16 protein-coding genes are annotated in these 22376 nt (G+C 70.6%); 10 read left to right on the top strand and 6 right to left on the bottom strand.

The genetic code is table 11. The annotated features are described in order from the left end of the window. Both IE275_RS34010 and IE275_RS34005 read left to right on the top strand, forming a co-directional pair. On the top strand, positions 1-2178 hold the full coding sequence (locus tag IE275_RS34010; protein ID WP_189716356.1) for a 3-hydroxyacyl-CoA dehydrogenase NAD-binding domain-containing protein: 2178 nt from the start codon (positions 1-3) through the stop codon (positions 2176-2178). A 198-nt stretch (positions 2179-2376) separates the two neighbouring features. Next, positions 2377-4359 carry an AMP-dependent synthetase/ligase gene (locus IE275_RS34005; protein WP_189716354.1) on the top strand — a complete coding sequence of 661 codons (1983 nt, stop codon included), beginning with the start codon at positions 2377-2379 and terminating at the stop codon, positions 4357-4359. 61 nt (positions 4360-4420) lie between these two features. Here IE275_RS34005 and IE275_RS34000 read toward each other — a convergent pair whose 3' ends face one another. Then, positions 4421-5161, bottom strand: coding sequence for a class I SAM-dependent DNA methyltransferase (locus IE275_RS34000; RefSeq protein WP_189716352.1), 741 nt, complete (start codon positions 5159-5161; stop codon positions 4421-4423). 544 nt (positions 5162-5705) lie between these two features. On the opposite strand from IE275_RS34000, the gene IE275_RS33995 reads away from it, so the two are divergent. Next, the gene (locus tag IE275_RS33995) at positions 5706-6086 is read left to right on the top strand and encodes an antibiotic biosynthesis monooxygenase family protein (RefSeq protein ID WP_189716350.1); all 381 of its coding nucleotides are present in this window, start codon (positions 5706-5708) and stop codon (positions 6084-6086) included. Positions 6087-6244: 158 nt separating this feature from the next. On the opposite strand, the gene IE275_RS33990 is transcribed toward IE275_RS33995, so the two are convergent. Continuing rightward, positions 6245-7261 carry a zinc-dependent alcohol dehydrogenase family protein gene (locus tag IE275_RS33990; RefSeq protein WP_189716348.1) on the bottom strand — a complete coding sequence of 339 codons (1017 nt, stop codon included), beginning with the start codon at positions 7259-7261 and terminating at the stop codon, positions 6245-6247. A gap of 264 nt (positions 7262-7525) precedes the next feature. Here IE275_RS33990 and IE275_RS33985 point away from each other — a divergent pair, with 264 nt between their 5' ends. Together IE275_RS33985 and IE275_RS33980 are read left to right on the top strand one after the other, a co-directional pair. Next, entirely contained in the window at positions 7526-8392 is an 867-nt protein-coding gene (locus tag IE275_RS33985) for a helix-turn-helix transcriptional regulator (RefSeq protein ID WP_189716346.1), read from the top strand. A gap of 274 nt (positions 8393-8666) precedes the next feature. Next, positions 8667-9128: an ALF repeat-containing protein gene (locus IE275_RS33980; RefSeq protein WP_189716345.1), complete on the top strand. Its 462-nt coding sequence runs from the start codon at positions 8667-8669 to the stop codon at positions 9126-9128. Between the two features lie 468 nt (positions 9129-9596). Here IE275_RS33980 and IE275_RS33975 read toward each other — a convergent pair whose 3' ends face one another. Beyond that, positions 9597-10148: a DUF305 domain-containing protein gene (locus IE275_RS33975; protein WP_189716344.1), complete on the bottom strand. Its 552-nt coding sequence runs from the start codon at positions 10146-10148 to the stop codon at positions 9597-9599. Between the two features lie 26 nt (positions 10149-10174). Beyond that, entirely contained in the window at positions 10175-11545 is a 1371-nt protein-coding gene (locus IE275_RS33970) for a DUF1996 domain-containing protein (RefSeq protein ID WP_189716343.1), read from the bottom strand. 500 nt (positions 11546-12045) lie between these two features. On the opposite strand from IE275_RS33970, the gene IE275_RS33965 reads away from it, so the two are divergent. Beyond that, complete coding sequence (locus IE275_RS33965) at positions 12046-13038, top strand: LacI family DNA-binding transcriptional regulator (RefSeq protein ID WP_189716342.1); 993 nt, start codon at positions 12046-12048, stop codon at positions 13036-13038. A gap of 17 nt (positions 13039-13055) precedes the next feature. On the opposite strand, the gene IE275_RS33960 is transcribed toward IE275_RS33965, so the two are convergent. Together IE275_RS33960 and IE275_RS33955 are read right to left on the bottom strand one after the other, a co-directional pair. Next, positions 13056-17258, bottom strand: a complete 4203-nt coding sequence (locus tag IE275_RS33960; RefSeq protein ID WP_189716341.1) for an nSTAND1 domain-containing NTPase — start codon at positions 17256-17258, stop codon at positions 13056-13058. Between the two features lie 16 nt (positions 17259-17274). Next, positions 17275-17613 (bottom strand): CU044_2847 family protein, encoded by a 339-nt coding sequence (locus IE275_RS33955; protein WP_189716340.1) that lies wholly within the window; start codon positions 17611-17613, stop codon positions 17275-17277. Positions 17614-18226: 613 nt separating this feature from the next. Here IE275_RS33955 and IE275_RS33950 point away from each other — a divergent pair. The 4 genes from IE275_RS33950 to IE275_RS33935 all read left to right on the top strand — a co-directional run bounded on the left by IE275_RS33950 (position 18227) and on the right by IE275_RS33935 (position 22321). Next, on the top strand, positions 18227-19252 hold the full coding sequence (locus IE275_RS33950) for a transporter substrate-binding domain-containing protein (RefSeq protein ID WP_189716338.1): 1026 nt from the start codon (positions 18227-18229) through the stop codon (positions 19250-19252). Positions 19253-19599: 347 nt separating this feature from the next. Continuing rightward, on the top strand, positions 19600-20757 hold the full coding sequence (locus IE275_RS33945; RefSeq protein ID WP_189716336.1) for an MFS transporter: 1158 nt from the start codon (positions 19600-19602) through the stop codon (positions 20755-20757). Between the two features lie 98 nt (positions 20758-20855). Further along, positions 20856-21695, top strand: coding sequence for an LLM class flavin-dependent oxidoreductase (locus tag IE275_RS33940; RefSeq protein WP_189716334.1), 840 nt, complete (start codon positions 20856-20858; stop codon positions 21693-21695). A gap of 146 nt (positions 21696-21841) precedes the next feature. Next, positions 21842-22321, top strand: coding sequence for a nucleoside deaminase (locus IE275_RS33935; RefSeq protein ID WP_229870874.1), 480 nt, complete (start codon positions 21842-21844; stop codon positions 22319-22321). Positions 22322-22376 lie beyond the last annotated feature (55 nt).

Raw genomic sequence — 22376 nt, 5'->3', positions numbered from 1 at the left:
ATGACCGAGTCCAGCACCATTCGCTGGGAACAGGACGAGACCGGTGTCGTCACCCTCGTCCTCGACGACCCCAGCCAGTCCGCCAACACCATGAACCTGGCCTTCAACGACTCCATCGCGGCCGTCGCCGACCGTGCCGAGGCCGAGAAGGACGGCATCCGCGGCATCGTCATCACCTCCGCGAAGAAGTCGTTCTTCGCCGGCGGTGACCTGGGCGTCATGAGCGGGCTGCGCCCGGACGAGGGCCGGGCCGCCTTCGACACCACCATGCACATCAAGCGGGCCCTGCGCCGGATCGAGACGCTCGGCAAGCCGGTCGTCGCCGCGATCAACGGCTCCGCACTCGGCGGCGGCTGGGAGATCGCGCTCGCCTGCCACCACCGGATCGCGCTGGACGCCCCAGGCACCAGGATCGGCCTGCCCGAGGTCACCCTCGGCCTCCTGCCTGCCGCCGGCGGAGTCACCCGTACGGTCCGGCAGCTGGGCATCGCCGACGCCCTGCTCAAGGTGCTCCTCCAGGGCACCCGGTACACCCCGAGGCGCGCACTGGAGAACGGCCTGGTCCATGAACTGGCCACCACGCCGGCGGAGATGCTCGCCAGGGCCCGCGCGTTCATCGACGCGCACCCCGAGTCGCGGCAGCCCTGGGACGTGCCAGGCCACCGGATCCCGGGCGGCACCCCGGCCGACCCGAAGTTCGCCGCCAACCTGCCGGCCTTCCCGGCGAACCTGAGAAAGCAGCTGAACGGCGCCTCGTACCCGGCGCCGCGGAACATCATGGCCGCGGCGGTCGAGGGCTCCCAGGTCGACTTCGAGACGGCACAGGCCATCGAGTCGCGGTACTTCGCCGAGCTGGTCACGGGGCAGACGGCGAAGAACATGATGCAGGCGTTCTTCTTCGACCTCCAGGCCGTGAACTCCGGTGCCAACCGTCCCCGCGGCATCGAGCGACGCCAGGTGCGGAAGGCGGCCGTCCTCGGCGCCGGCATGATGGGCGCCGGCATCGCGTACTCCTGTGCCCGTGCCGGGATCCAGGTCGTCCTCAAGGATGTCTCCACCGAGGCCGCGGCCAAGGGCAAGGCGTACTCCGAGAAGCTCTGCGCCAAGGCCGTCGCCAAGGGGCGCACCACTCGGGAGAAGGCGGACGCGCTGCTCGCGCTGATCACCCCGACGGGTGATGCGGCGGACCTGGCCGGCTGCGACGCGGTGATCGAGGCCGTCTTCGAGGACACCGCGCTCAAGCACAAGGTGTTCCAGGAGATCCAGCACATCGTCGAGCCCGGCGCCCTGCTCTGCTCCAACACCTCGACGCTGCCGATCACCGCGCTCGCCGAGGGTGTGGAGCGGCAGGAGGACTTCATCGGGCTGCACTTCTTCTCGCCCGTCGACAAGATGCCCCTGGTCGAGATCATCAAGGGCGAGCGCACCGGCGACGAGGCCCTTGCCCGCGCCTTCGACCTGGTCCGCCGGATCGACAAGACGCCGATCGTCGTCAACGACTCCCGCGGCTTCTTCACCTCCCGCGTGATCGGCCACTTCATCAGCGAAGGTGTGGCGATGGTCGGCGAGGGCGTCGAGCCCGCCTCGGTCGAGCAGGCCGCCGCCCAGGCCGGCTACCCGGCCAAAGTCCTTTCCCTCATGGACGAGTTGACCCTCACCCTGCCCCGCAGGATCCGCGACGAGACCAGGCGGGCGATCGAGGAAGCCGGTGGCACGTGGACCGGACACCCCGCGGACGCGGTCGTCGACCGGATGGTCGACGAGTTCGCCCGCCCGGGCCGCAGCGGCGGCGCCGGCTTCTACAAGTACGGCGAGGACGGCAGGCGCGGCAGACTCTGGCCCGGCCTGCGCGAGCACTTCACCCGGCCCGGGTACGACATCCCCTTCCGCGACATGCAGGAGCGGATGCTGTTCTCCGAGGCCCTCGACACCGTCCGCCTCCTCGAGGAGGGCGTCCTGACCTCCGTCGCCGACGCCAACATCGGCTCCATCATGGGCATCGGCTTCCCCGCCTGGACCGGCGGCGTCCTCCAGTACATCAACGGGTACGAGGGCGGGGTCGCCGGCTTCGCGGCCCGCGCGCGCGAACTGGCGGAGACGTACGGTGAGCGCTTCACCCCGCCTGCCCTTCTCGTCGAGAAGGCCGAGCGCGGCGAGGTCTTCACCGACGCGCCCTAGCGGCCAGGGCACCCGTTGTAGGTGATCACCCGTCCGCCCTCGCGCACCACCCCGCGGCATCGGCCGCTCTCTCCCGCAAGCACCTGTTGCTGTACGCGGCTGCCCGTCCCCTGCGGTTCGTCGCTGGTCGACCAGGGGGCGGAAGCCGCCTCGTCCACGCGTTCTCCGCGTTCGGCCACCCGCTTTTGGAGATCACCGTTGAGTTCCGCGCAGTCCTCGATCGAGAACCGTCCGCCCTCTGTGCCTCACCTGTTCTTCAGCAGGGCGCAGGCCACCCCGGAGCATGAGGCCTACCGATATCCCGAGCCGACCGAGCCGACCGAGCCGACCGAGCCGACCGAGCCGACCGAGCCGACCGAGCTGACCGAGCTGACCCGGCTGACCCGGCTGACCGGCCATGCAGGCGAGGGCCACGTCGGCGCCGAGCAATGGCGCTCGCTCACCTGGGCGCAGACCGCGCGGCGGGTCACGGCGGTCGCCGCGGGGCTGATGGCGCTCGGCATCCGCCCCGAGGACCGGGTCGCCATCTCTTCAGCCACCCGGATCGAATGGATCCTCGCCGACCTCGGCATCCTGTGCGCCGGGGCCGCCACCACCACCGTCTACCCCACCACCAACACCGACGAGACGGCCTTCATCCTTGCCGACTCCGGCAGCCGTGCGCTGTTCGCCGAGGACGACGCGCAGCTCGCCAAGGCCGTCAAGGCCGCGGCCCGGCTGCCCGAGCTGACCCACGTGATCCTCTTCGACACCCCGGCCACCGACTCCGCCGCCGTGACCGCCGGGCTGACCGTCGTCACCCTGACAGAACTGGAAGAGCGCGGCAGCCGCCACCTGGCCGAGCACCCGGACGCGGTGGAGGCGGCAGTCGCCGCCCTCGACCGCAGCGGGCTCGCCACCCTCGTCTACACCTCCGGCACCACCGGCCGCCCCAAAGGAGTGCGCCTGTCGCACGACGGCCTGGCATACCAGGGCCCGGCACAGGCCGAGGCGGTGCACATGGGTCCGGACGACGTGCAGTACCTGTGGCTGCCGCTGGCGCACGTCTTCGGCAAGGCCCTGATCTCCGGCCAGATCCACACCGGTCACGTCATGGCCGTCGACGGCCGCGTGGACCGGATCGTCCACAACCTGCCCCTGATCCGGCCGACCCTCATGGCCGCTGTGCCCCGGATCTTCGAGAAGGTCTACAACGGCATCGCCGGCAAGGCCCGCGCCGACGGCGGCGCCACCTACAGGACCTTCATGTGGGCCGCCGCGGTGGCACGCGCGTACGCGCGTGCCACCCAGGCGAACCTCGTCGCCACCGGTCGGGCCGGCGCACCGCTGTCCCTCAGGCTCCGGCACGCACTCGCCGACAAGCTCGTCTACGCCAAGATCCGCGCAGCGTTCGGCGGCCGGCTGCGCCGCGCGGTCTCCGGCAGCGCCCCCCTCGCCCCGGAGATCGCCTACTTCTTCGCCGGCGTCGGCATACCCGTCCTGGAGGGCTACGGCCTGACCGAGACGACGGGCCCGGTCGCCGTCAACCGCGAAGCGGACATGCGGATCGGCACGGTCGGCACCGCGCTGCCAGGCTGCGGCATCCGGATCGCCGAGGACGGCGAGGTCCTGCTCCGCGGCCCCGGCGTCATGCACGGCTACCACCACCTTCCGGAGAAGACCTCCGAGGCCCTGGACGCGGACGGCTGGTTCCGCACGGGTGACATCGGCGCACTCGGCGAGGACGGCTCCCTGCGGATCACCGACCGGAAGAAGGACCTGTTCAAGACCTCCGGCGGCAAGTACGTCGCGCCCAGCGAGGTCGAAGGCGGGTTCAAGGCGATCTGCCCGTTCGTCAGCAACATCCTGGTGATCGGCGCCGGCCGGAACTACTGCACGGCCCTGATCGCTCTGGACGAGACCATGATCATGCCGTGGGCCGCCCAGCACGGCCTGGCGGACAGGCCGTACGCCGACGTGGTCGCCACGCCCGAGGTCCGGCAGCTGATCGACGGCTTCGTCCGACGCCTCAACGGCGACCTGCAACGCTGGCAGACCATCAAGAAGTTCACGCTGCTCCCGCGCGACCTGGACATCGAGCACGGCGAACTCACCCCGAGCCTGAAGATCAAACGCCCGGTGGTCGAGCGGACCTACGCCGCATCGGTCGACGAGATGTACGAGGGAGTCAACGAGGCCTGACGTCCGTACCGCCGAAGGGCCGCCGGTCCCTGGCTCACGGGGCCGGCGGGAGAGGCCGACCTCAGGCCGGCTTGCGCCACACGGAGACGTGCTTCGTGGAGTCCTGGGTGAACGCGGCCCCGTCCCAGTCCGCGACGCGACGTTCCAGCTCGAGCCCGGCGATCCGTGCCATCAGGTCGAGCTCCGCCGGCCAGGCGTACCGGTGCCGGGAGTCGGCGCGGCGGTAGCGGCCGTCGTCGCCGTCGCGGGTGAAGTGGTGCGAGACGAGAATCTGCTCGACCAGGTCGAAGGTGTCGAAGCCGAGATGCCGCTCGGAGACATCGAACGGCACCGCGACCTGACCGGGCGGCAGGAACCGCAGCGGTGGCACGCCCAGTTCGATCACGAATCGGCCGCCGGGCCCCAGATGACGTGCGGCGTTGCGGAAGCACTCGACCTGCTCGTCCTGCGTGAGCAGGTTCGTGATGGTGTTGTAGACGAGATAGACCAGGGTGAACTCGCCGGGTACGACGGTGGTGGCCATGTCTCCGAGGGCCACCGGGAGCGTGTCCTCGTCGACCTTGCGCCGCAGGACCGCCGCCATGTGCTCGGACAGTTCGATGCCCACCACCGGCACGCCGCGTTCCCGCAGCGGGACACCCACGCGTCCGGTTCCGATGGCGAACTCCAGGGCCCGCCCGTCTCCGGCGAGTGCGGCCAGGAAGGTGAGAGTCGGTCCGAGAAAGGCGGCCGAGGACGTCTCGGACTCCTCGGCGTCGTAGCGTTCGGCGGTCGCACGTGTCCACAGCTCACTGCTCGTCACGGGCGGCCACTTTGCCGGGTACCGCCCGGCGCTGTCGAGGCATTTACCTTCCCTTACCTTCCATCGGTCCCGATCACGCCCGGTTCCTCCGGCTCCGCCTTCGGGGCCCGCGCCAAGGGGGCGAGCACCCGGGTCAGGGGAACACGGGTCAGGGGAACACGGGCGTCACCACCGGCTGGCAGTCGGCGCCGCAGCCGGAATCGGCCCACAGCGCCAGGCCGATCACCAGGAAGAGCATGGCGAGGACCGACACGGCATGGATGGCCTCCCTCGGGCAGCGCGGTGAGCGACCGGAGGTCGAGCACGGCGACATGACTGCGACAGCGAAGATGTCGGCTCCGGCGGTGGCACGGTTCCCGGCGCGAGTCATGTCCCGCACGAGGCCGGCCGGCCACCGTGCGCCGGGAGCCGGGCCGCCCTGACCCTTCTGGCCCTCGGGGGAGCCGCCTGCGGCCGAGGCCTTTGGTCAAGAACTGGATCCCTTATGGATCCCGTTCAGGAAAGACACCGGACCGGTGGACGACCCCTGCCCTACATTGGCGTCATGAGTGATCATTCCGAAGCACCTGTCGTGCCCGTCGAAGCCTATGAACCCCCTTACTACGCGGCTGTCTTCACCGCCGTGCGAACCCCGGACCAGAGCGGGTTCAGCGAGACCAACGCCCGCATGGAAGACCTGGTGAAGGACATCCCCGGGTTCCTGGGGATGGATCACGCGCAGACTCCGGGCGGACTGGGCATCACCGTCGCGTACTTCCGCGACGCCGAGGCGCTCACGCAGTGGCGGGGCAACGCCGAGCACCGCGCGGCGCAGCAGCGCGGGCGAGCCGAGTGGTATCAGAGCTACACGCTGCACGTGGCGAAGGTGGAGCGGAGCCACGGGTTCGTACTGGCGAGCGCCCCGCAGAGCCCGGCAGCAGGCTGACGCGGACTTGGGGACGGCGGCGACGCCGCACTGGGTGAGCCGGCACGGGACCATCTGTGCCACCGACCTGCCGTACTGAACGTGGTCGCGGTGAGTCCCTCACAGGGTGGCCGGGGGGCCGGGCGGAGCGTGCCCGCCCCCGGCGACGGGAGGGTGGGTCAGGGGGTGAGGAGGGCCTTGACGGCACGGCGCTCGTCCATCGCCCGGTAGCCCTCGGCGACCTGCTCCAGCGGCAGGGTGAGGTCGAAGACCTTGCCCGGGTCGATCCGGCCGTCGAGGACCCGGCCGATGAGATCGGGCAGGTAGCGGCGCACCGGGGCGGGGCCGCCGCGCAGGCCGACGTGGGAGAAGAACAGCTCCTGCCCGTCGACGGCGACCTCGTGGGGTACGCCGACGAAGCCGACGGTGCCGCCCGGGCGGGCCGAGCGCAGGGCCTGCTGCATGCCCTGTGCGGTGCCGACGCACTCCAGGACCGCGTCGGCGCCGATGCCGCCGGTGAGCTCGTTGATCCGCTCGATTCCTTCGTCGCCGCGCTCGGTGACGATCTCGGTGGCACCGAACTCCCGGGCGAGTCTCTGCCGGGAGGCGTGTCGGCTCATGGCGATGATCCGCTCCGCGCCCATCTCCTTGGCGGCGATCACCCCGCACAGGCCGACCGCTCCGTCGCCGACCACCACGACGGTCGAGCCGGGCTTCACCTCGGCCGCGTCGGCGGCCCACCAACCGGTGCCCATGACGTCCGAGACGGCCAGCAGGCCGGGCCAGAACGCCTCGTCCGGGCGCTCGTCGGTGGCGACCAGGGTGCCCTGGGCGTTGGGGATACGCACATGGTCGGCCTGGCAGGTGCTCATGAACTCACGGTGCAGGCAGTTGGACTGAAAGCCGTTGCGGCAGTTCGGACAGGTGTTGTCGGAGGTGGCGAACGAACCGACGACGAACTGGCCGGGCTTGACCGAAGTGACCTCGGATCCGACTTCCTCGACGACACCGACGTACTCGTGCCCCATCGGGTGCGGGTCGCCGATGGGTTCCAGGCCGCGGTAGGGCCACAGGTCCGAGCCGCACACGCAGGTGACAGCTGTGCGGATGATCGCGTCGGTCGGGTGGAGGATCTTCGGGTCGACGAGCGTCTCGAAGCGCACATCGCCGGGGGCGTGGATCACTGCTCCGCGCATGAGGAGTTCCTTTGCGTGCCGGGGCGTGCGCCAACGGGGAGTGCTGGCGTCGCCTGGTGCGGGGGGTGGGTGCAACTGCTGGGCCGGCACGGGCGGCGGGCCGCCTACGAGCCGGATGCGGGCGTAACCGCCGGCCGTGTTCACGGCCGGAGGGAAGCACCACGTCATCCAGGTAACCCGTTCTCGGCGCGCTCTGGGAGTCACCGTCAAGAGGTGTACCGGCGGTACACCCTTACGGCCCCGTGCCGGACGTACGGTCGAGGTGTGGACAACCGTGAAGAGGTCCGCGAGTTCCTCACCTCGCGGCGCGCAAAGATCACCCCGGAGCAGGCTGGACTCCCGCCCGGCAGCCGCCGACGCGTCACCGGCCTGCGCAGGAGCGAGGTCGCCGCACTCGCCGACATGAGCGTCGAGTACTACGCCAAACTCGAACGCGGCAGCCTCGCCGGCGTCTCCCCGGCCGTCCTCGAAGCCGTCGCCCGCGCCCTCCACCTCGACGACGCCGAACGCGCCCACCTGCTGAACCTGGCCCGGGCCGCCGACGGCTCCGACGCCCTCACCCGCCCCCGGCGCCGCACCACCCGGCAGTGGCGGCCGCACCGCAGCCTGCAATGGACCTTGGACGCCATCACCGCCGGACCCGCCTTCGTCCGCAACGGCCGGATGGACATCCTCGCCGCCAACCGGCTGGCCCGCGCCTTCTACGCCGAGGTCTACGCCTCACCGCACAACCAGGCGAACCTTGCCCGCTTCACCTTCCTCGACCCTGCCTCCCGCCGCTTCTACCCCGACTGGGACCAGGCCGCCGACGTCGCCGTGGCCATACTGCGCACCGAAGCCGGCCGCGACCCCCACGACAAGGACCTGCACGACCTCGTCGGCGAGCTGTCGACCCGCGGCGACGCCTTCCGCACCCGCTGGGGCGCGCACAACGTCCGCCACCACAAACGCGAAATCCTCCGCTACCTGGGAGAACTCGCCGCGGCAGCGGACGAGACCGACGCCGAGAAGACCGCGGCCACCGTGCTCACGCCGGCCGACGGAGCGGCCTGCGCCCGCGTCAGCCTCGGCGACACAGGCGCCGCCGTCCTGGCGCGGGAGGCCGCGGCGCGCCTGCTGGAGCCTCGCTGATCGGTGCGCGATCAGTCGCCGACGTCCGGGATGCCGATCGGCTTGTCGCGGGTTCTGTCGAACGGCAACAACGAACCCGTGAAGACTGCCCGGTTCCGGCAATGATCTCCGGCGCGGTCGAAGCGAAGATGGTCGCACCGGCGGATGAGGCAAGGGCCCGGGAGGGTCGCGTACCGCTGCTTCCCGATGACGGCAGCATCGGCCCGAGCCGCTGCGTCATCCGACCGTTGCGCGTGAAGCCCCTGTTCTCGACGTCCGCAAGGAAGGTATACCCGTGAGACTGACCCGTGCCGCCCTGACCGTCGCGGCCGCCGCTCTGACGCCGGCACTCCTGCTCGCTGGTCCCGCCTTCGCCGCCGGCTCGACCGGTGCCTCGACCACCGGTCCGGCGGCGACGGCGGGCACGGAGGGTTCGACCCCGCCGGTGGACGAGATGTCCGACGACGACGTCCGGGTCGCGATCATGCGCATCATCGCCGACCCCGGCACCGGCAAGGCGGTCCACGCCGCCGCACAGGCGGCCATGGACGGAACCATCGACGACCAGCGGTACTTCCTGGAGACCGGCCGCCGGACAGCCCAGTTCGAGGACGACCGCGTCGCCGTCTTCCGTGTCCTCGCCGATCCGACCATCAGCGGCGCGCTCCGCGCGGCGGCGGAGCAGGCCCTCGAGAACGGCACTCCGGAGGCGTTGCGGTACTTCCTGGAGCACGGCCGGTACGAGGTGGACGCCTGAGGCATCCCCGGCACTCCCAGCCAAGGGTGACGGTGGTCGCGCAGGGGGGTGCGTCCCGGGGGCATGCGTATCCCGATGGGGGCGGTCTGCCCCCAAGGCAGCGGCTCAGCGGCAGCAAGTACGCGGGCCGGCCAGTCAGAGCCGTACCCGACGCGGTCGGGACCCAAGCTCGACCACAGCACGTCCGCGCAGGGGCGCAACCCTCGGGCCGGCTCGGCACCAGGTGCGCGAGTCACAAGGCCGGAGAGCTTCACAGCGACGATGAGGTCCGCCGGGCGCCGCTCGCTCGTCGGCTGAGGCGCGTCGTCGGGCCGACGCGGAAGCGGCTCAGGTCTCCGGCCACCGCCCCGGCGAGCCCGGGGCGGCAGCCGAAGACGTACGCGGCAGCTCGTCGATGCCGCGTCCACAGCGAGCCGGTCGGTCACGCGCGGCACCGCTGCTCGGCCGCCGCTGCCTGGCGTTGCGTTCCTACGGCCGCGTCGCCGCCGTTGTGCCGTCCGGCCTCGCGGGCTCGGCCGGACGGAGTGTGTCGAGCCATGAGGTCTGTTCGGCCGTGCTCCGCGCGATGGCCGCGGCCAGTTCCTTCGCCTTCCCGGCCTTGCCCTGGGTTCGCTCGCTTGCGCAGAGCATCCGGGTCTGCGTGAAGTGGGCGCGCAGGGCGTCGGCGAGGATGCGGTCGAACGCCCCGCCGCTTGCGGAGCCCGCGCTCTTGAGGGTGTCGAGGCTGACCATGCCCGGCATGGTGTGCCCCTCGTGGGGGCGGGTGTCAGGGACTCCGGAGAGTTCCAGCAGCGCGTGCAGACGTCGCAGGTCTTGGCGCAAGGTCGATCCGGTCTTGGCCGCCAGCGCCGTCAGAGCCGGATCTCCCTCGCGTGAGGGAGCCAGATCGGTCAGGAGCTGCGCGCGCTCGTTCATGGGCACCATCAGCTGGATCCACGCGGTGTCGGTGGCGCTGAACGCCGCTGCCGGCGACGTGCCGGCTGCCGGCTGCGAGGTGCAGCCGACAGCCAGCAGCGCCATGGCGACGGCGCATGCCGACCACAGGGTCAGAACGTGCCGGCGGAGTTGCACTTGGCCTTCTGGGTGATGCAGTCCTTCACGCGCTGCCCGAGAGCGGCGTTGTCCCAGGCGTTGAAGAAGTCGCCGTGGATCGACGACGCCATGCCCGAGGCCAGCCGGAAGCCCGCGGTGCTGCCGCTGGTCGGATAGCTGACGACGAAGGAGAGGTTGGGGATGGCGACCGGGTAGGCGCCGCTGCACTTGCCGTCGTAGGTGAACGCGACGTGTGACTTGTGGTCGGGACTGTCCAGGTTCTTGCCGTCCCAGCAGTCGGGGAAGACGAGTTGGTGGGTGAGGTGGGCCTTCGGGGCGCAGACCGGCCAGTTGCCGTCGGCGCTGCGGCCGATCTCGCCGCCCTCACCGGCGCACCAGAACTGGCCGGGCGATCCCGCCGGCGTGGGCGCCTGTGCTTTGGCGTCGCCCGCGATCATGCGGAATCCCTGAGGGAAGGGCACGGTCGCCGTGGGGTCGGGGAGCCGGGAACCGTAGTAGACGATCATGCCCTCGGCTTCGACGGCCCTGTCGCCCTCGTACAGGGTGGGGATCCAGTAGGCCGAGAGGTCCTTGGCAGGAGTGCAGCTGGTGGGCGTGTTGGCCAGCAGGGACTGCGTGGTGGAGAACGCGTCGGTGCTCTTGTTGCCGAAGAAACTGTGCATGTGGGACGCGCCGGGAAGGCCCGGCAGGACGATGGGGTCGTCCGGCTTGGAGTGGCTGTAGGCGCAGGTGGCGTTGAACTCCGGGACCCGGACCACGCCGGAGGGCACCGCGGCCGGGGTCATCGCACGGAACTGCGCCAACTGGGCGTTCCACTGGGCCTGGTCGACGGGGATCCATCCGGCCGTCGGGCTGTCCCCGCCGCCGACGAAGGAGAACCAGTTGATGTTGACGAAGTCGCCCGGTGTCGCACTGCGCAGCACGGCGAACACCGTCTGCGGGCCCGTGGGGTGGCTGGTGACGTCGGTGGTGCGGGTCACCCAGTTCTGCCAGCCGCCGGTCGGGGAGGTCTGCACGACCGCGAGCAGTGGACCGTTCAGGCTCGCGGTGCGCAACTCCACCGTGCCCGAGCCGGTGGCGGACGCGACGCGGGCCGAGACCGTCAGGCGGCCGGCGGCGCCGAGGTCGACGTTGTCGAAGCGCATCCAGTCGCCGTCGGCGAGATAGGCCGCGTTCTGACCGCCGCCGGAGTCCGCGGTCGCCTCCACGGCGACGCCGGACTGGGCCGCGTAGGACTCGGCCTGGACGGTGACCGTGGCGGCCCGCGCCTGCTGCGGCGAGGCCGTCAAGCTCAGGGCGGCGGCCAGCAGGACCACCAGAGTGCCCACTAACAACGTGTACGGATGGGCGGGTTGTCTGCGCATCTCACTTCCTCACGAGCGTCGGATCCGGGTGAAGGGCTCGTCCCGTGACGAGCGGACCTCTGGGTGAGGACCGTTCCCGGAGAGCAGGGTGGAGCAGGGGGTGCGGGAGGTTGCGGGAGGCAGGGGTGAGGCCGTGACGGCCATGAGCAAGTCGTCGCGGCGCAGCGGCGTTTGCAGGGGCGACTCCTCGAGTGGGAGTGGGGGAGCGCTCCCTCAAGGGAGAATGAGGGGGCTGTCAGAAGCTGTCAATAGCCTTGTTCACCTTGAAAAAACGGCGCCCTGCCGAGCCTGTCGTTCGGAGGGAACGCTTCCTGATCTTGTGCGCGGGGAGGGCGTCGGCATCGCCATGGCGCAAAGGTGCAGGAGAACGCAAGCGCAGCCACGCGCCCAGGCCTGCGGATACGCTGCATGCATCGCCACGACGCAGAGCCGGAGGTCGCCCTTATGACAAGACGCTCCATGAAAACGATCCCCGGTGGCGAAAAGAGGGACGAACAAGGGTGAAACGGCCCACTCTCGAAGTAGTCGCCGCCCGGGCGGGCGTATCCAAATCAAGCGTCTCCCGCGTCATCAACGGCGAGACGACGGTCGCCCCACAGATCCGAGATGTCGTCATGCGCGCGGTCCACGAACTGGGTTACGTGCCCAACGGCGCGGCCCGCAACCTCGTCACCCGCCGCACGGACACCCTCGCGGTCGTCGTCTGCGACCCCCCTCAAGGAGTGGTCTCCGACGACCCCCTCTTCTCCACCGTGGTCCGCGCCATCAGCAGAGAACTCGAGACCGCCGGAAAACGCCTCGTGCTCATGCTCGCCGAATCGGACCAGAGCCGCACCAGGGTGGAGCAGTACATCGCCGGCGGCCACGTGGACGGAGCCCTGCTCATCGCCCTGCACGGCACAGACCCACTGCCGGCCGCACTGGTCCGGCAACACCTGCCCGTCGTCTCCTTCAACCGCACCAACGCACCGGACATCCCTTACGTGGCCCTGGACAACGCCGGCGGAGCGGCAACCGCCGTGCACCATCTCCTGGAACGGGGCCGACGCAGGATCGCCGCCATCACCGGACCACTCGAACTGTACGAAGCACGCGAACGCCTCGACGGCTACCGCCAGGCCATGCGTGACACCGGCCGCCGCTCCATCGTGGCGCTCGGCGACTTCACCAGGATCTCCGGCGCCGAGGCCATGCGCCAACTCCTCGAGGACGAGCCCCAGCTCGACGCCGTGTTCGCATCGAACGACCTGATGGCGATCGGCGCCCTGCGCGTCCTCCACCAGGCGGGACGACGAGTCCCCGAAGACGTCGCCGTCGTCGGCTTCGACGACATAGAAGCCGCCTCCTACACCAGCCCCTCACTCACGTCGGTGCGCAGCCCGATGGCCGATCAGGCCACCGCCGCCGTCCACCTGCTCCTCGGCCTCATCGACGGCGGCCCCACGGACCCAGTGATCATGCCGAACGAACTCGTGATCCGGGAGTCGACCTGACCTCTGCCGGCCGAGCGTCACCGTCCTCGTGAAGCGGCTGCCGGGCAGACCGGGTCCATCGGCAGTCCCTTCAGGTACTGGGAACGTTCGGCCCGTGTGAAGTCCCGGCCGAGGGCCTGGCAGATCTTCCGCACGTCGTCGTCCGCGTCGGGCAGTGCCACGTTCCACACCCGCACCTCCCCGCCGTCACCGGCGCTGGCGAGGGTCCGGCCGTCCGGAGAGAAGACCACCAGGCTCGGAAAGCCTCTGTGGCCGAGGAGGGCGTAACGCTGCGCGCCGGTGGCCGTGTCCCACAGCCGCACGGTCTTGTCCTCACCGGTGCTGGCAAGGGTCTTGCCGTCCGGGGAGAACGCCACGGAACTCACCACGCCGTTGTGGCCGGTGAGGGTGGAGCGTTCGGCGCCGGTGGTTGCGTCCCACAGTCGTACCGCCTCATCGCTCCCCGCGCCGGCGAGGGTCCGGCCGTCGGGGGAGAACGCCACCGCCTCCACGCTGCCGTCGTGGCCCTTGAGGACGTGGCGTTCGGTGCCGGTGGCGGTGTCCCACAGCCGGGCTGTGCCGTCTTCGCCCGACGTGGCGAGGGTTTTGCCGTCCGGCGAGAACACCACCGACGTCACCGACCCCTTGTGGCCGGTGAGGGTGTCGCGTTCGGTGCCCGTGGCGGTGTCCCACAGGCGTACCGTGCCGTCGTCGTCGCCGGTCGCGAGGGTTCCGCCGTCCGGTGAGTACGCCACCGACCTCACGGAATGGTCCTCGTGGGAAAGAGTGTCGCGTTCCTCGCCGGTGGCGGTGTCCCACACCCGCACGACCCCGTCGCTGCCGGCGGTGGCCAGGGTTTTTCCGTTCGGGGAGTACGCCACCGAGTTCACGGAGAGATCCTCGTCGGTGAGGGTGCCGCGTTCCACGCCGGTGGCGGTGTCCCACACCTGCACCACCCCGTCGTAGCCGGCGGTGGCCAGGCTCTTGCCGTCCGGGGAGTATGCCGCCGAGTGCACCGTGTGGCCGTCGTAGGCGGTGAAGGCGAGACGTGGCGCGCCGGTGGTGGTGTCCCAGAGCCGGACCGTCTTGTCCCTGCCCGCGCTGGCGAGGGTCCGCCCGTCCGCGGAGAACGCCAGCACGTCCACCTCGCCCTCGTGGCCGGTGAGGGTGCCGCGTTCCACGTAGGTGGCGGTGTCCCACAGCCGCACCACCTCGTCGCGGCCGGCGGTCGCCAGGGTCCGCCCGTCCGGGGAGAACACCGCGGAGGTCGCCCACGTACCGAGGGAGAGGGTGCCGAGATGTCTGCCGGTGGCCGGGTCCCACATGCGCAGGGTGCTGTCCAGGCCCGCGGTGGCGAGGGTCCTGCCGTCCGGTGAGAACGCCACGGAGTTGACCCGGCCCTTGTGCCCCGTGAGGACGTCGCGTTGTCTGCCGGTGGCGGTGTCCCAGAGCGTGACCGTGCCGTTCTCGCCGGTGGTGGCGAGGGTCTTGCCGTCCGGTGAGAACGCCGGCGTCTCCGTCGAGCCGTCATTGCCGTTGAGTGTGTGGCGCTTCCTGCCACTCGGCATGTCCCACAGCCGTACGTCCGAGAGGCCGACGGTGGCGAGGACCTTGCCGTCGGGCGAGTACACGGCGCTGTCCGCGAAGCCCATGTGGCCGGTCGGGATGTCGCGTTGTTCGCCCGTGGCCGCGTTCCACAGCTGCGGCAGGTTCCCCCCGGTGGTGACGAGGGTCTTGCCGTCCGGTGAGAACGTCACCCCGGTCGCCCAGTCGATCCGGTCGCTGAAGTCGGCGCGCCTTTCACCGGTCGCGGTGTCCCAGAGCCGAACCGTGTGGTTCGCGACGATCGCCAGGGTGCGGCCGTCCGGTGCGAACGCCACCCGTTTCCCCACGCCGGCAACGCCGGTGAAGAGGCCCTTGAGGCCGGTGGCGCCGGCGTCGAAGAGGCTGACGGCAGCCTCGTCGGTGTGGCTGATTCGGTAAGCCTGCACGGCCAGCAACGAGGCGAGATCCGGGTCGGTCTTGAGCAGCGCCCGGGACTGGGCGGCCAACTGCCGGGATTCCGCCTGATGTTGTGTCACCACAGCGGCTTCTCGGGCGTCGATGGCCTGACCACGTTGCCAGAGTGCCAGGCCCGCGGCGACCAGGGCGAGAGCGAGCATGCCGGCGAGGACCGCGTTCAGGCGCCGCGTACGGCGGACGGTGGCCTGCTCCCGCTTGCTGCTCGCGGTCAGGAACGCGGCGATGTCGGTGGGGAGCGGGCGTTGTCGGGCCCACTCCAGTCCTTCGGCGAGGTCGGTTCCGGCCAGCAGGTCCGCGGGCAGTCCGCTGGCGATGTGGCGAACGTTCTGATCGGTGACGCGGTGCAGCCAGGTCTGAAAGCGGTGGTCACGGGCGATCCACTCCCGCAGGTCTCCCCAGTCGCGGAGCAGCGCGTCGTGGATGAGCTCCGCCATGGGTTCACCCGGTCTGTCCGGCCGCGACGCGGTGCCGGTGATGATGATGCGGTCGCGGGTCAGGGCCGCCAGGACGCCGGTGAACGCCGCGTCGGCCGAGTGGCCGGCGAGCTGAGGGTCTGCGGCGAGTGCGCGCAGCCGGTCGAGAGGGACTTGCTGGCGGGTCGCCGGGATGGCGTGGGCCTCGTCGGCCGGACGGACCAGGGCGGTGAGGAGGCGTCGTGCGGTCGGCCGGTGCTCGGCGGGCAGTCGGTCGAGGGCGTTGTTGCACCAGGCGGCCAGGATGCCGGTGACCTCGCCGATCTGCTGGTAGGCCTGATGAGTGAGGCGGCCGTCGACTCGACGCTCCCACAGTTGGTGCAGCGCCAGTTGGAGGGGAGGAAGAAGGGTGGCCGGGGCGTTGCGGTCGGGGTCCGCGGCGCGGAGGTCTTCGATGACACGCTCGGGCAGCCCGTCCTCGATACGCGCACCGGCATCCTGGGCCGGGCGGGTGATGATGTCGTGCAACTCGCCGACACCGAGGGCGGCGGGAATGTTGACCAGTCCGGGTGTGGCCGCCTCCAGCAGCTGGGGGAAGAGGGCGGCCAGGCGGGGGTAGAAGTCGTCGCGCATGACCATGACCACGCTGACCGGGGCCTGTGCGGCCACTTCCGTCAGCTGGCGCACGGCGTCAGGGCGCGGGTCGGGCCGGCCGTCAGGGGCGGGCGGCCGGGTGAGCAGCTCCTCGAACTGGTCGATGACCACCACCAGACGATCACGGTCAGGCTCGGCGGCCAGACGGCGCTCCACCGCCGGCCCGATGCCGTCGGCCCCGGCGTCGAGCAGGCCGGCGTGCTCCAGTCCGGCCGGCAGGTCCTGGCCCGGGCGGGCCACCAGAGGCAGCCAGCGATCGCTGCCCGGCAGCCGGCCGTCGGTCAACGCGGGCAGCACCCCGGCCTGGACCAGGGAGGACTTACCCGCACCGGAGGGGCCCAGCAGCAGCACCAGCCGGTGACGGCGCAGCGCCTCCAGAACACTGTCCACCGCCGCGCCGCGGCCGTGGAACCAGGCGGCATCCCGCACACTGAACGGCTCCAGACCCCGATACGGGAACACCTGCTGCTCGGCCAGTCCCGGCACCACCTCGCGCAGCACCTCGGCCGGAGTTGCGTAGGCAATGCCCAGCCCTCTGTGGTGCGCGTCCGGGGCGGTGATCGCGGTGACCATGCCCACCACCAGGCCGGTCACCTCGTCCACCACCGGTCCGCCGCTGAAGCCCGTCGTCAGGTCGTTGGCCTGCGTCAGCTGCAACATCGTGCCCGCCCCGTCCGCGGGCAGCAGATCACCGGCGGCGCCGTAGCCGAAATGCCCCCGCTCCGGGGCCTGGGCGGGAAATCCGAACGAGAACACCCGGTGCCCCCGGCAACCCGCTGCCGAGCCCAACGGTGCGGGACGAGCCGGCAACGGCACGCTCTCCAGCCGCACGGCTGCCACGTCCTCCGCCTCCGGGGCCCGCCACGCTCCGGCGGTCAGCACCGTGCCCGCCGCCACGGGCGCCTGCGGCAGATGGGGAAAACGCACCTCCACACGGCCACCCGGACCACCGTCGGCGGCGCGCACGACGTGCGCACAGGTGACGACGACGCCGTCACCGGCCAGGAACCCGGCCCCGACCACCCGACCGTCCCCGGCCAGGACCTGCACAACCGCCAAGGGCACCCAGGAGCCCGGAGCATGACCGTCGACTGCGGGACCTTCGCCGCGACCCGGGCGCGCGCCACGCCCTGAGGGAAGTCCGCCCCCCATCGTCACATTCCCCCGCTCACGCCGCGTCGCCCGAGTCCGTCCCGCGCTGCCACAGCACCCGGACCTTCAGATGAGCCGCTGCCTCCCCCTTGCTGATGACGGCACCCGCCTGCGCGGAGAGACTCACGCCGAACTCCACCTCGACCTCGGCCGGACCGGCTTCGCGCAATTGCGCCACCACCGCCTGCGCCAGCTCCCGCACAGGTGCCAGGGAATCCTGAAGCGTCCCAGGCAACTCCCGCACCGCATCCGCCACCCGCCCGGCCTTCACAGGCCCCGCAGCCTCCGGCAGCGACTCCGCCTCGAACAGGATCCTCCCGCCGCCCTCCAGCGGAATATGCCCCACGCTCACCATCAACTCCCCCTAAATGCACGTAAGTTAACAGCTCATGCAGTCATATCACTTCCTCCCCTCACGCCCACCCCCACCACCGGTGCTCCGCCCAGAACCGTCACAACTCCATCCATCGGCCCGGAAGATTCATGTCCCTGCAATGATCCGCCTCGAACTTGCCTGGTAGACATGACGGGTGAGCATCCCAGTGCTGCTGTACCGCAGGTTGTACGTGGACCTGGCGCGCGTCGACACATCGACGTGTCGCCCTGTCTGACGTCGCCCTCACCTGCCCGGCAGGAGGCGACCCCGGCGACGGGTGACTTCGCCCTCCGGGACAGCCGGGCGACCTGACACCATGCCGTGGACGACTACGACTACGGCGACCGCGCCTACCGCAAGGTCATCGGCGTGGAGCCGGTGCGGCAGCCCATGGCCTGACCAGGGACGGTGAGGTCCTCGCCGTCATCGAGGACTTCGCGTCACCCGCACTCGACCGGCGCCATCAGCGGCGTCCTGTGCAAGGTCGTCCTGAACAAGGTCGTCCGACCCATGCCCTTCCACTGCGACCCCACGGCGCAGCCACGAATTTCCCCCCACGCCACCACCTTCTCCCGAGCGACAAGGAACGGCCATGTCTACCCACTTCACCCGGCGCAGCCTGATACGCGGCATCACCGCGGCGACTGCCGTCGCCACCCTCGCCACGGGGCTCGTCGCCTGCGGTGGTGACAGTGACGCCGTCACCAAGACGGACAGCGCCGCCTCCGGGAGTGTGACCATCGGTCAGTTCTCGAACGGTGCCGCCAAGGAGACCACCCTCAAGGTGTCCGAGGTCAAGTCCATCAGCGCCGAGCTGCCCGATGCCATCAGGAAGAGCGGCAAGCTGGTGATCGGGCACGGCGCACTGCCGTCCGGCTCCGCCCCGCTCGACTACGTGGGGGACGACCAGAAGACCCTCACCGGCTCGGAGACCGACATCGGCCGCCTCGTCGCCGCCGTCCTGGGCCTCGAACCGGAGAGCAAGAACTTCACCTGGGAGAACCTCTTCATCGGCATCGACAGCGGCAAGGTGGACGTCGCCTTCTCGAACGTCACCGACACCGAGGAGCGCAAGCAGAAGTACGAGTTCGCCTCCTACCGGCAGGACAACCTCGCCTTCGAGGTGCTGAAGTCCAGCAACTGGAAGTTCGACGGCGACTACGAGAACCTTGCCGGCAAGACCGTCTCGGTCGGCTCGGGCACCAACCAGGAGCGCATCCTCATCGAATGGCAGAGAAAGCTGCAGAGTGAGGGCAAGAAGCTCACCATCAAGCACTTCCCGGACAACAACGGCGTCTACCTGGCGCTCAACAGCGGTCGAATCGACGCCCACTTCGGCCCCAACCCGAGTATCTCGTACCACATCACCCAGACCGCGAAGACGAACAAGCCCACGGCCAACGCGGGCACCTTCTCCGGCGCCGGCGCTTCCCTCCAGGGCCTGATCGCGGCCACCTCCAAGAAGGACAGCGGCCTCGCCAAGCCGGTCGCCGACGCGATCAACCACCTGATCGAGAACGGTCAGTACGCCAAGTGGCTGGCCGCCTGGAACCTCTCCAACGAGGCCGTCGCCAAGTCCGAGGTCAACCCGCCCGGGCTGCCGCTCGACAACTCCTGATCCGCTGCCGTCTCCGGGCCCTGCCGATGCCACCTGCCGGGGCCCCGGAGCGAGTTCGGCCGAACCTGGCCCTGTCCTCGCCACGGAGACGCCGAACCCCCGTGTCCGGCGGCATCGCCCATCGTGGCGTCGCGATCCTGCAAGAGGGAGGAGGGCGGGTTGTACGACATCGGCGACGTGCCTGTCCCGCCACGCCTGGACGTGCGGTACGGCTTCCGTAACCCGTACCGGCCCTCGATGCGCACCAGGCTCCTTCGCACAGCCGGGCTGCGATGATCACGCCGGCAGAGTCGTCACCGTCGACCGATCGCTGCCCGGCACCCGCCGCCGGGCGGAGGCGGGCAGCGATGGCCGGCGCACTGCTCGCCGCGTTCGGTGGCTTCGCCGGCTTCAACCTGATGCTCTCCGCCATGCCCGCGTACGCCGTCCGCTCCGGCGCCGGGCCGTCGGGTGCCGGAGCGCTCACCGCCACCCTGATGGCGGCCACCCTGGTCGTCCAGCCCTTCACGCCGTGGCTCTTCGCCCGCCTCGGACGGAGGCATTCACTCGCCCTGAGCGGTGCGCTGCTCGGGCTGCCGTGCCTGGCGCTGCCGGCTGCCTCCACGCTGCCCACCCTGTCCGCCCTCGCGGTGGTACGCGGGCTGGGCTTCGGCCTGTTCGTCGTCGCCGGTGTCACCTTCACCGCCGAGCTGTTCCCGTCGGGCAACCGGGGGCGAGCCATCGGCTGGTACGGCGCGGTGGTCGGTGTCGCCGGCGTCCTCGGGGCTCCGCTGGGCATCGCCCTGGCCCGGCGGGAGGCGTACACGCTCGCCTTCGCCCTGGCGGCGGGCACGGCCGCTCTGGTCCTGGTCGGCTCGTTCGGCTTCCCCCGTGCCGGAGCGCCCGCCCGCCCGGCCGGACCTCGCTCCGGCCGGCCGCGGACCCTGCACGGAACATGGCGGTCGCTGCGCCCCATGACCGGCCCGCTTTTGGTGGAGACCGCCTCCACCACCGCCTACGGCGTCGTCTTCACCTTTCTGCCGCTGACCGCCTCGGCGGCACCCGAGGCGCTGCTCGCCACGCAGGCTTCCACCGTGCTCTCCCGGCTCGGCGCCGGGTGGCTCATCGACCGGTACGGAGGCCGCCAGGTGCTGGTACCCGCCGTTCTGGTCACGACGCTCGGCACTGCCGCGTGCGCGGCCGATCACGAGCCGGCTCTCCTGCTGTCCGGTACCGCCTTGTTCGGAGCGGGCTTCGGCGCGGTCCAGAGCGCCACCCTGGTGCTCGCCATGCAGGCGGTCGGCGATCGCCCCGGCGGTCTCGGCGTGGCGGGGGTCGCGTGGAACGTCGCCTTCGACGGCGGTACCGGAATCGGCTCGCTCGCGGGCGGTCCCCTGCTCGCCCTCGGAGGCCCGTCCGCCCTCTACCCGGCGACGGCGGCCGTCCTGGCCGCATTTCTCCTCCTGGACCTCCGCACAGCACGCCGGCCGGATTCCCGGAATTGCGGTGCAGTGCAGGACAAGTGAATTGCCGCCACTTCGCGTGCATTCGTTTCACCGGAAGCTTCGCCGACAACCGCACGACAACTGCACCCAGTTGATGCGTAGTTGCTAGTGTGGGGGTCATGCGGATCGGTGTGAATGTCCCCAACTTCGGTCCGGGCGCGAACCCGGATAACCTGGCCCGATGGGCCAAAACCCTGGAGGGCCTCGGTTTCGACCTGTTGATGCTCTCCGACCATGTGGCGATCACCTCGGATGTCGCCAAACAATATCCCGCTCCATTTTATGAACCTGTCACAACTCTCTCCTGGCTGGCCGGAATCACGACCAGGATCGGCCTGGGTACGACGGTTCTCATCGCGCCGTACCGGCACCCCCTGCTGGTCGCCCGCATGGCGGCCAACCTCCAGCAACTCAGCGGCGGGCGACTGATCCTCGGCGTCGGGGTCGGCTGGGCCCGAGAAGAGTTCGAGGCGCTGGGCATCCCGTTCGAACGGCGCGGTGCTCTGACCGACGAACACCTGCGGATCATCCGCACTGCTTGGGAGAACGACGCCGACTATCGCTGCGGACAGATTCCGATCTGGGTCGGCGGCAACAGCGATGCCGCAAAACGGCGGGCCGTGCGTCTTGGTTCTCCATGGCATCCACTGCGGTTCACGATGCCCTGGTTCAGGGAGGCCGTGGAGCGGCTGAAGGACATTTCCGCCGAGCTCGATCGGCCGGTGCCGGAGTTGGCGCCGCGTATCTTTCTCCGGCTCACGGAAAAGCCGGTCGAGCCCGGCCCGGATCGCCGGGCCGGCGAGGGCACCCTCGAGCAGGTTCTCGAGGACATCGAGGAGTTGCGCCGAGCCGGTGCCGAAACCGTGCTGCTCGATCCCTACCACGGCGATCCGAACGAGACCTTGCGGCCCGAGGCGGCGTGGCAGGCACTGGCGACCGTCGCCGCGCACCGGCCGTAGCCGACACTTCCCCGAGAGACGGAGTCACAGTGGCCCTCAACGACCACGACCTTCCCGAGAACGGCACCACCCGCGGCACCACCCGCGGCACCGACCCCGCCACCGCCCGCGGCACCGACCGCTCCACCACCGTCGCCGAGGCCGAACTGCCCTATCTGCGCCGCTGCATCGAGCTGGCGGCCGAGGCGGTGGAGGCCGGCGACTGGCCGTTCGGATCCGTACTCGTCGACGCGGACGGCAAGATCCTTGCCGAGGACCGCAACCGCGAGTCCACCACGGGCGACCCGACCCGCCACCCCGAATTCGAGCTCGCCCGCTGGGCCGCGACCCACCTGAGCCCCGAGGAGCGGGCGACGGCGACCGTGTACACCTCGGGTGAGCACTGCCCGATGTGTGCGGCCGCGCACGGGTGGGCCGGACTGGGCCGCATCGTCTACGCGAGCTCGTCCCAGCAGGCTCGGGACTGGAAGGCCGAGTGGGGCGTGCCCGTCACCTCGCCCCTGAGTCCGCTCTCCGTCCAGGACGTCGTCCCGGGTCTCGCGGTGGCGGGTCCCGTGCCGGAACTCGCGGCTCAGGTGCGGGAGTTGCAGTGGCGCTTCCGCAACAGGGACAGCGCGAGCGACTGACGACGGTACGAGCAACGGGGCCTGGCGGCGGAATCGCTGCCAGGCCCCGTTCGTC

Source organism: Streptomyces phaeofaciens, from assembly GCF_014648915.1.
Lineage (GTDB): Bacteria > Actinomycetota > Actinomycetes > Streptomycetales > Streptomycetaceae > Streptomyces > Streptomyces phaeofaciens.
Note: the sequence above shows the minus strand (reverse complement) of the source record. Positions and strands in the feature narration are given on the sequence as shown.

Coding starts and splice junctions, on each gene's coding strand:
- IE275_RS33975 (WP_189716344.1), bottom strand. CDS start 10,148: ATGGCGCTGCTGGCTGTCGGCTGCACCTCGCAGCCGGCAGCCGGCACG.
- IE275_RS33940 (WP_189716334.1), top strand. CDS start 20,856: ATGCGGATCGGTGTGAATGTCCCCAACTTCGGTCCGGGCGCGAACCCG.
- IE275_RS33945 (WP_189716336.1), top strand. CDS start 19,600: ATGGCCGGCGCACTGCTCGCCGCGTTCGGTGGCTTCGCCGGCTTCAAC.
- IE275_RS33995 (WP_189716350.1), top strand. CDS start 5,706: ATGAGTGATCATTCCGAAGCACCTGTCGTGCCCGTCGAAGCCTATGAA.
- IE275_RS33970 (WP_189716343.1), bottom strand. CDS start 11,545: ATGCGCAGACAACCCGCCCATCCGTACACGTTGTTAGTGGGCACTCTG.
- IE275_RS33990 (WP_189716348.1), bottom strand. CDS start 7,261: ATGCGCGGAGCAGTGATCCACGCCCCCGGCGATGTGCGCTTCGAGACG.
- IE275_RS33955 (WP_189716340.1), bottom strand. CDS start 17,613: ATGGTGAGCGTGGGGCATATTCCGCTGGAGGGCGGCGGGAGGATCCTG.
- IE275_RS33960 (WP_189716341.1), bottom strand. CDS start 17,258: ATGGGGGGCGGACTTCCCTCAGGGCGTGGCGCGCGCCCGGGTCGCGGC.
- IE275_RS33950 (WP_189716338.1), top strand. CDS start 18,227: ATGTCTACCCACTTCACCCGGCGCAGCCTGATACGCGGCATCACCGCG.
- IE275_RS34010 (WP_189716356.1), top strand. CDS start 1: ATGACCGAGTCCAGCACCATTCGCTGGGAACAGGACGAGACCGGTGTC.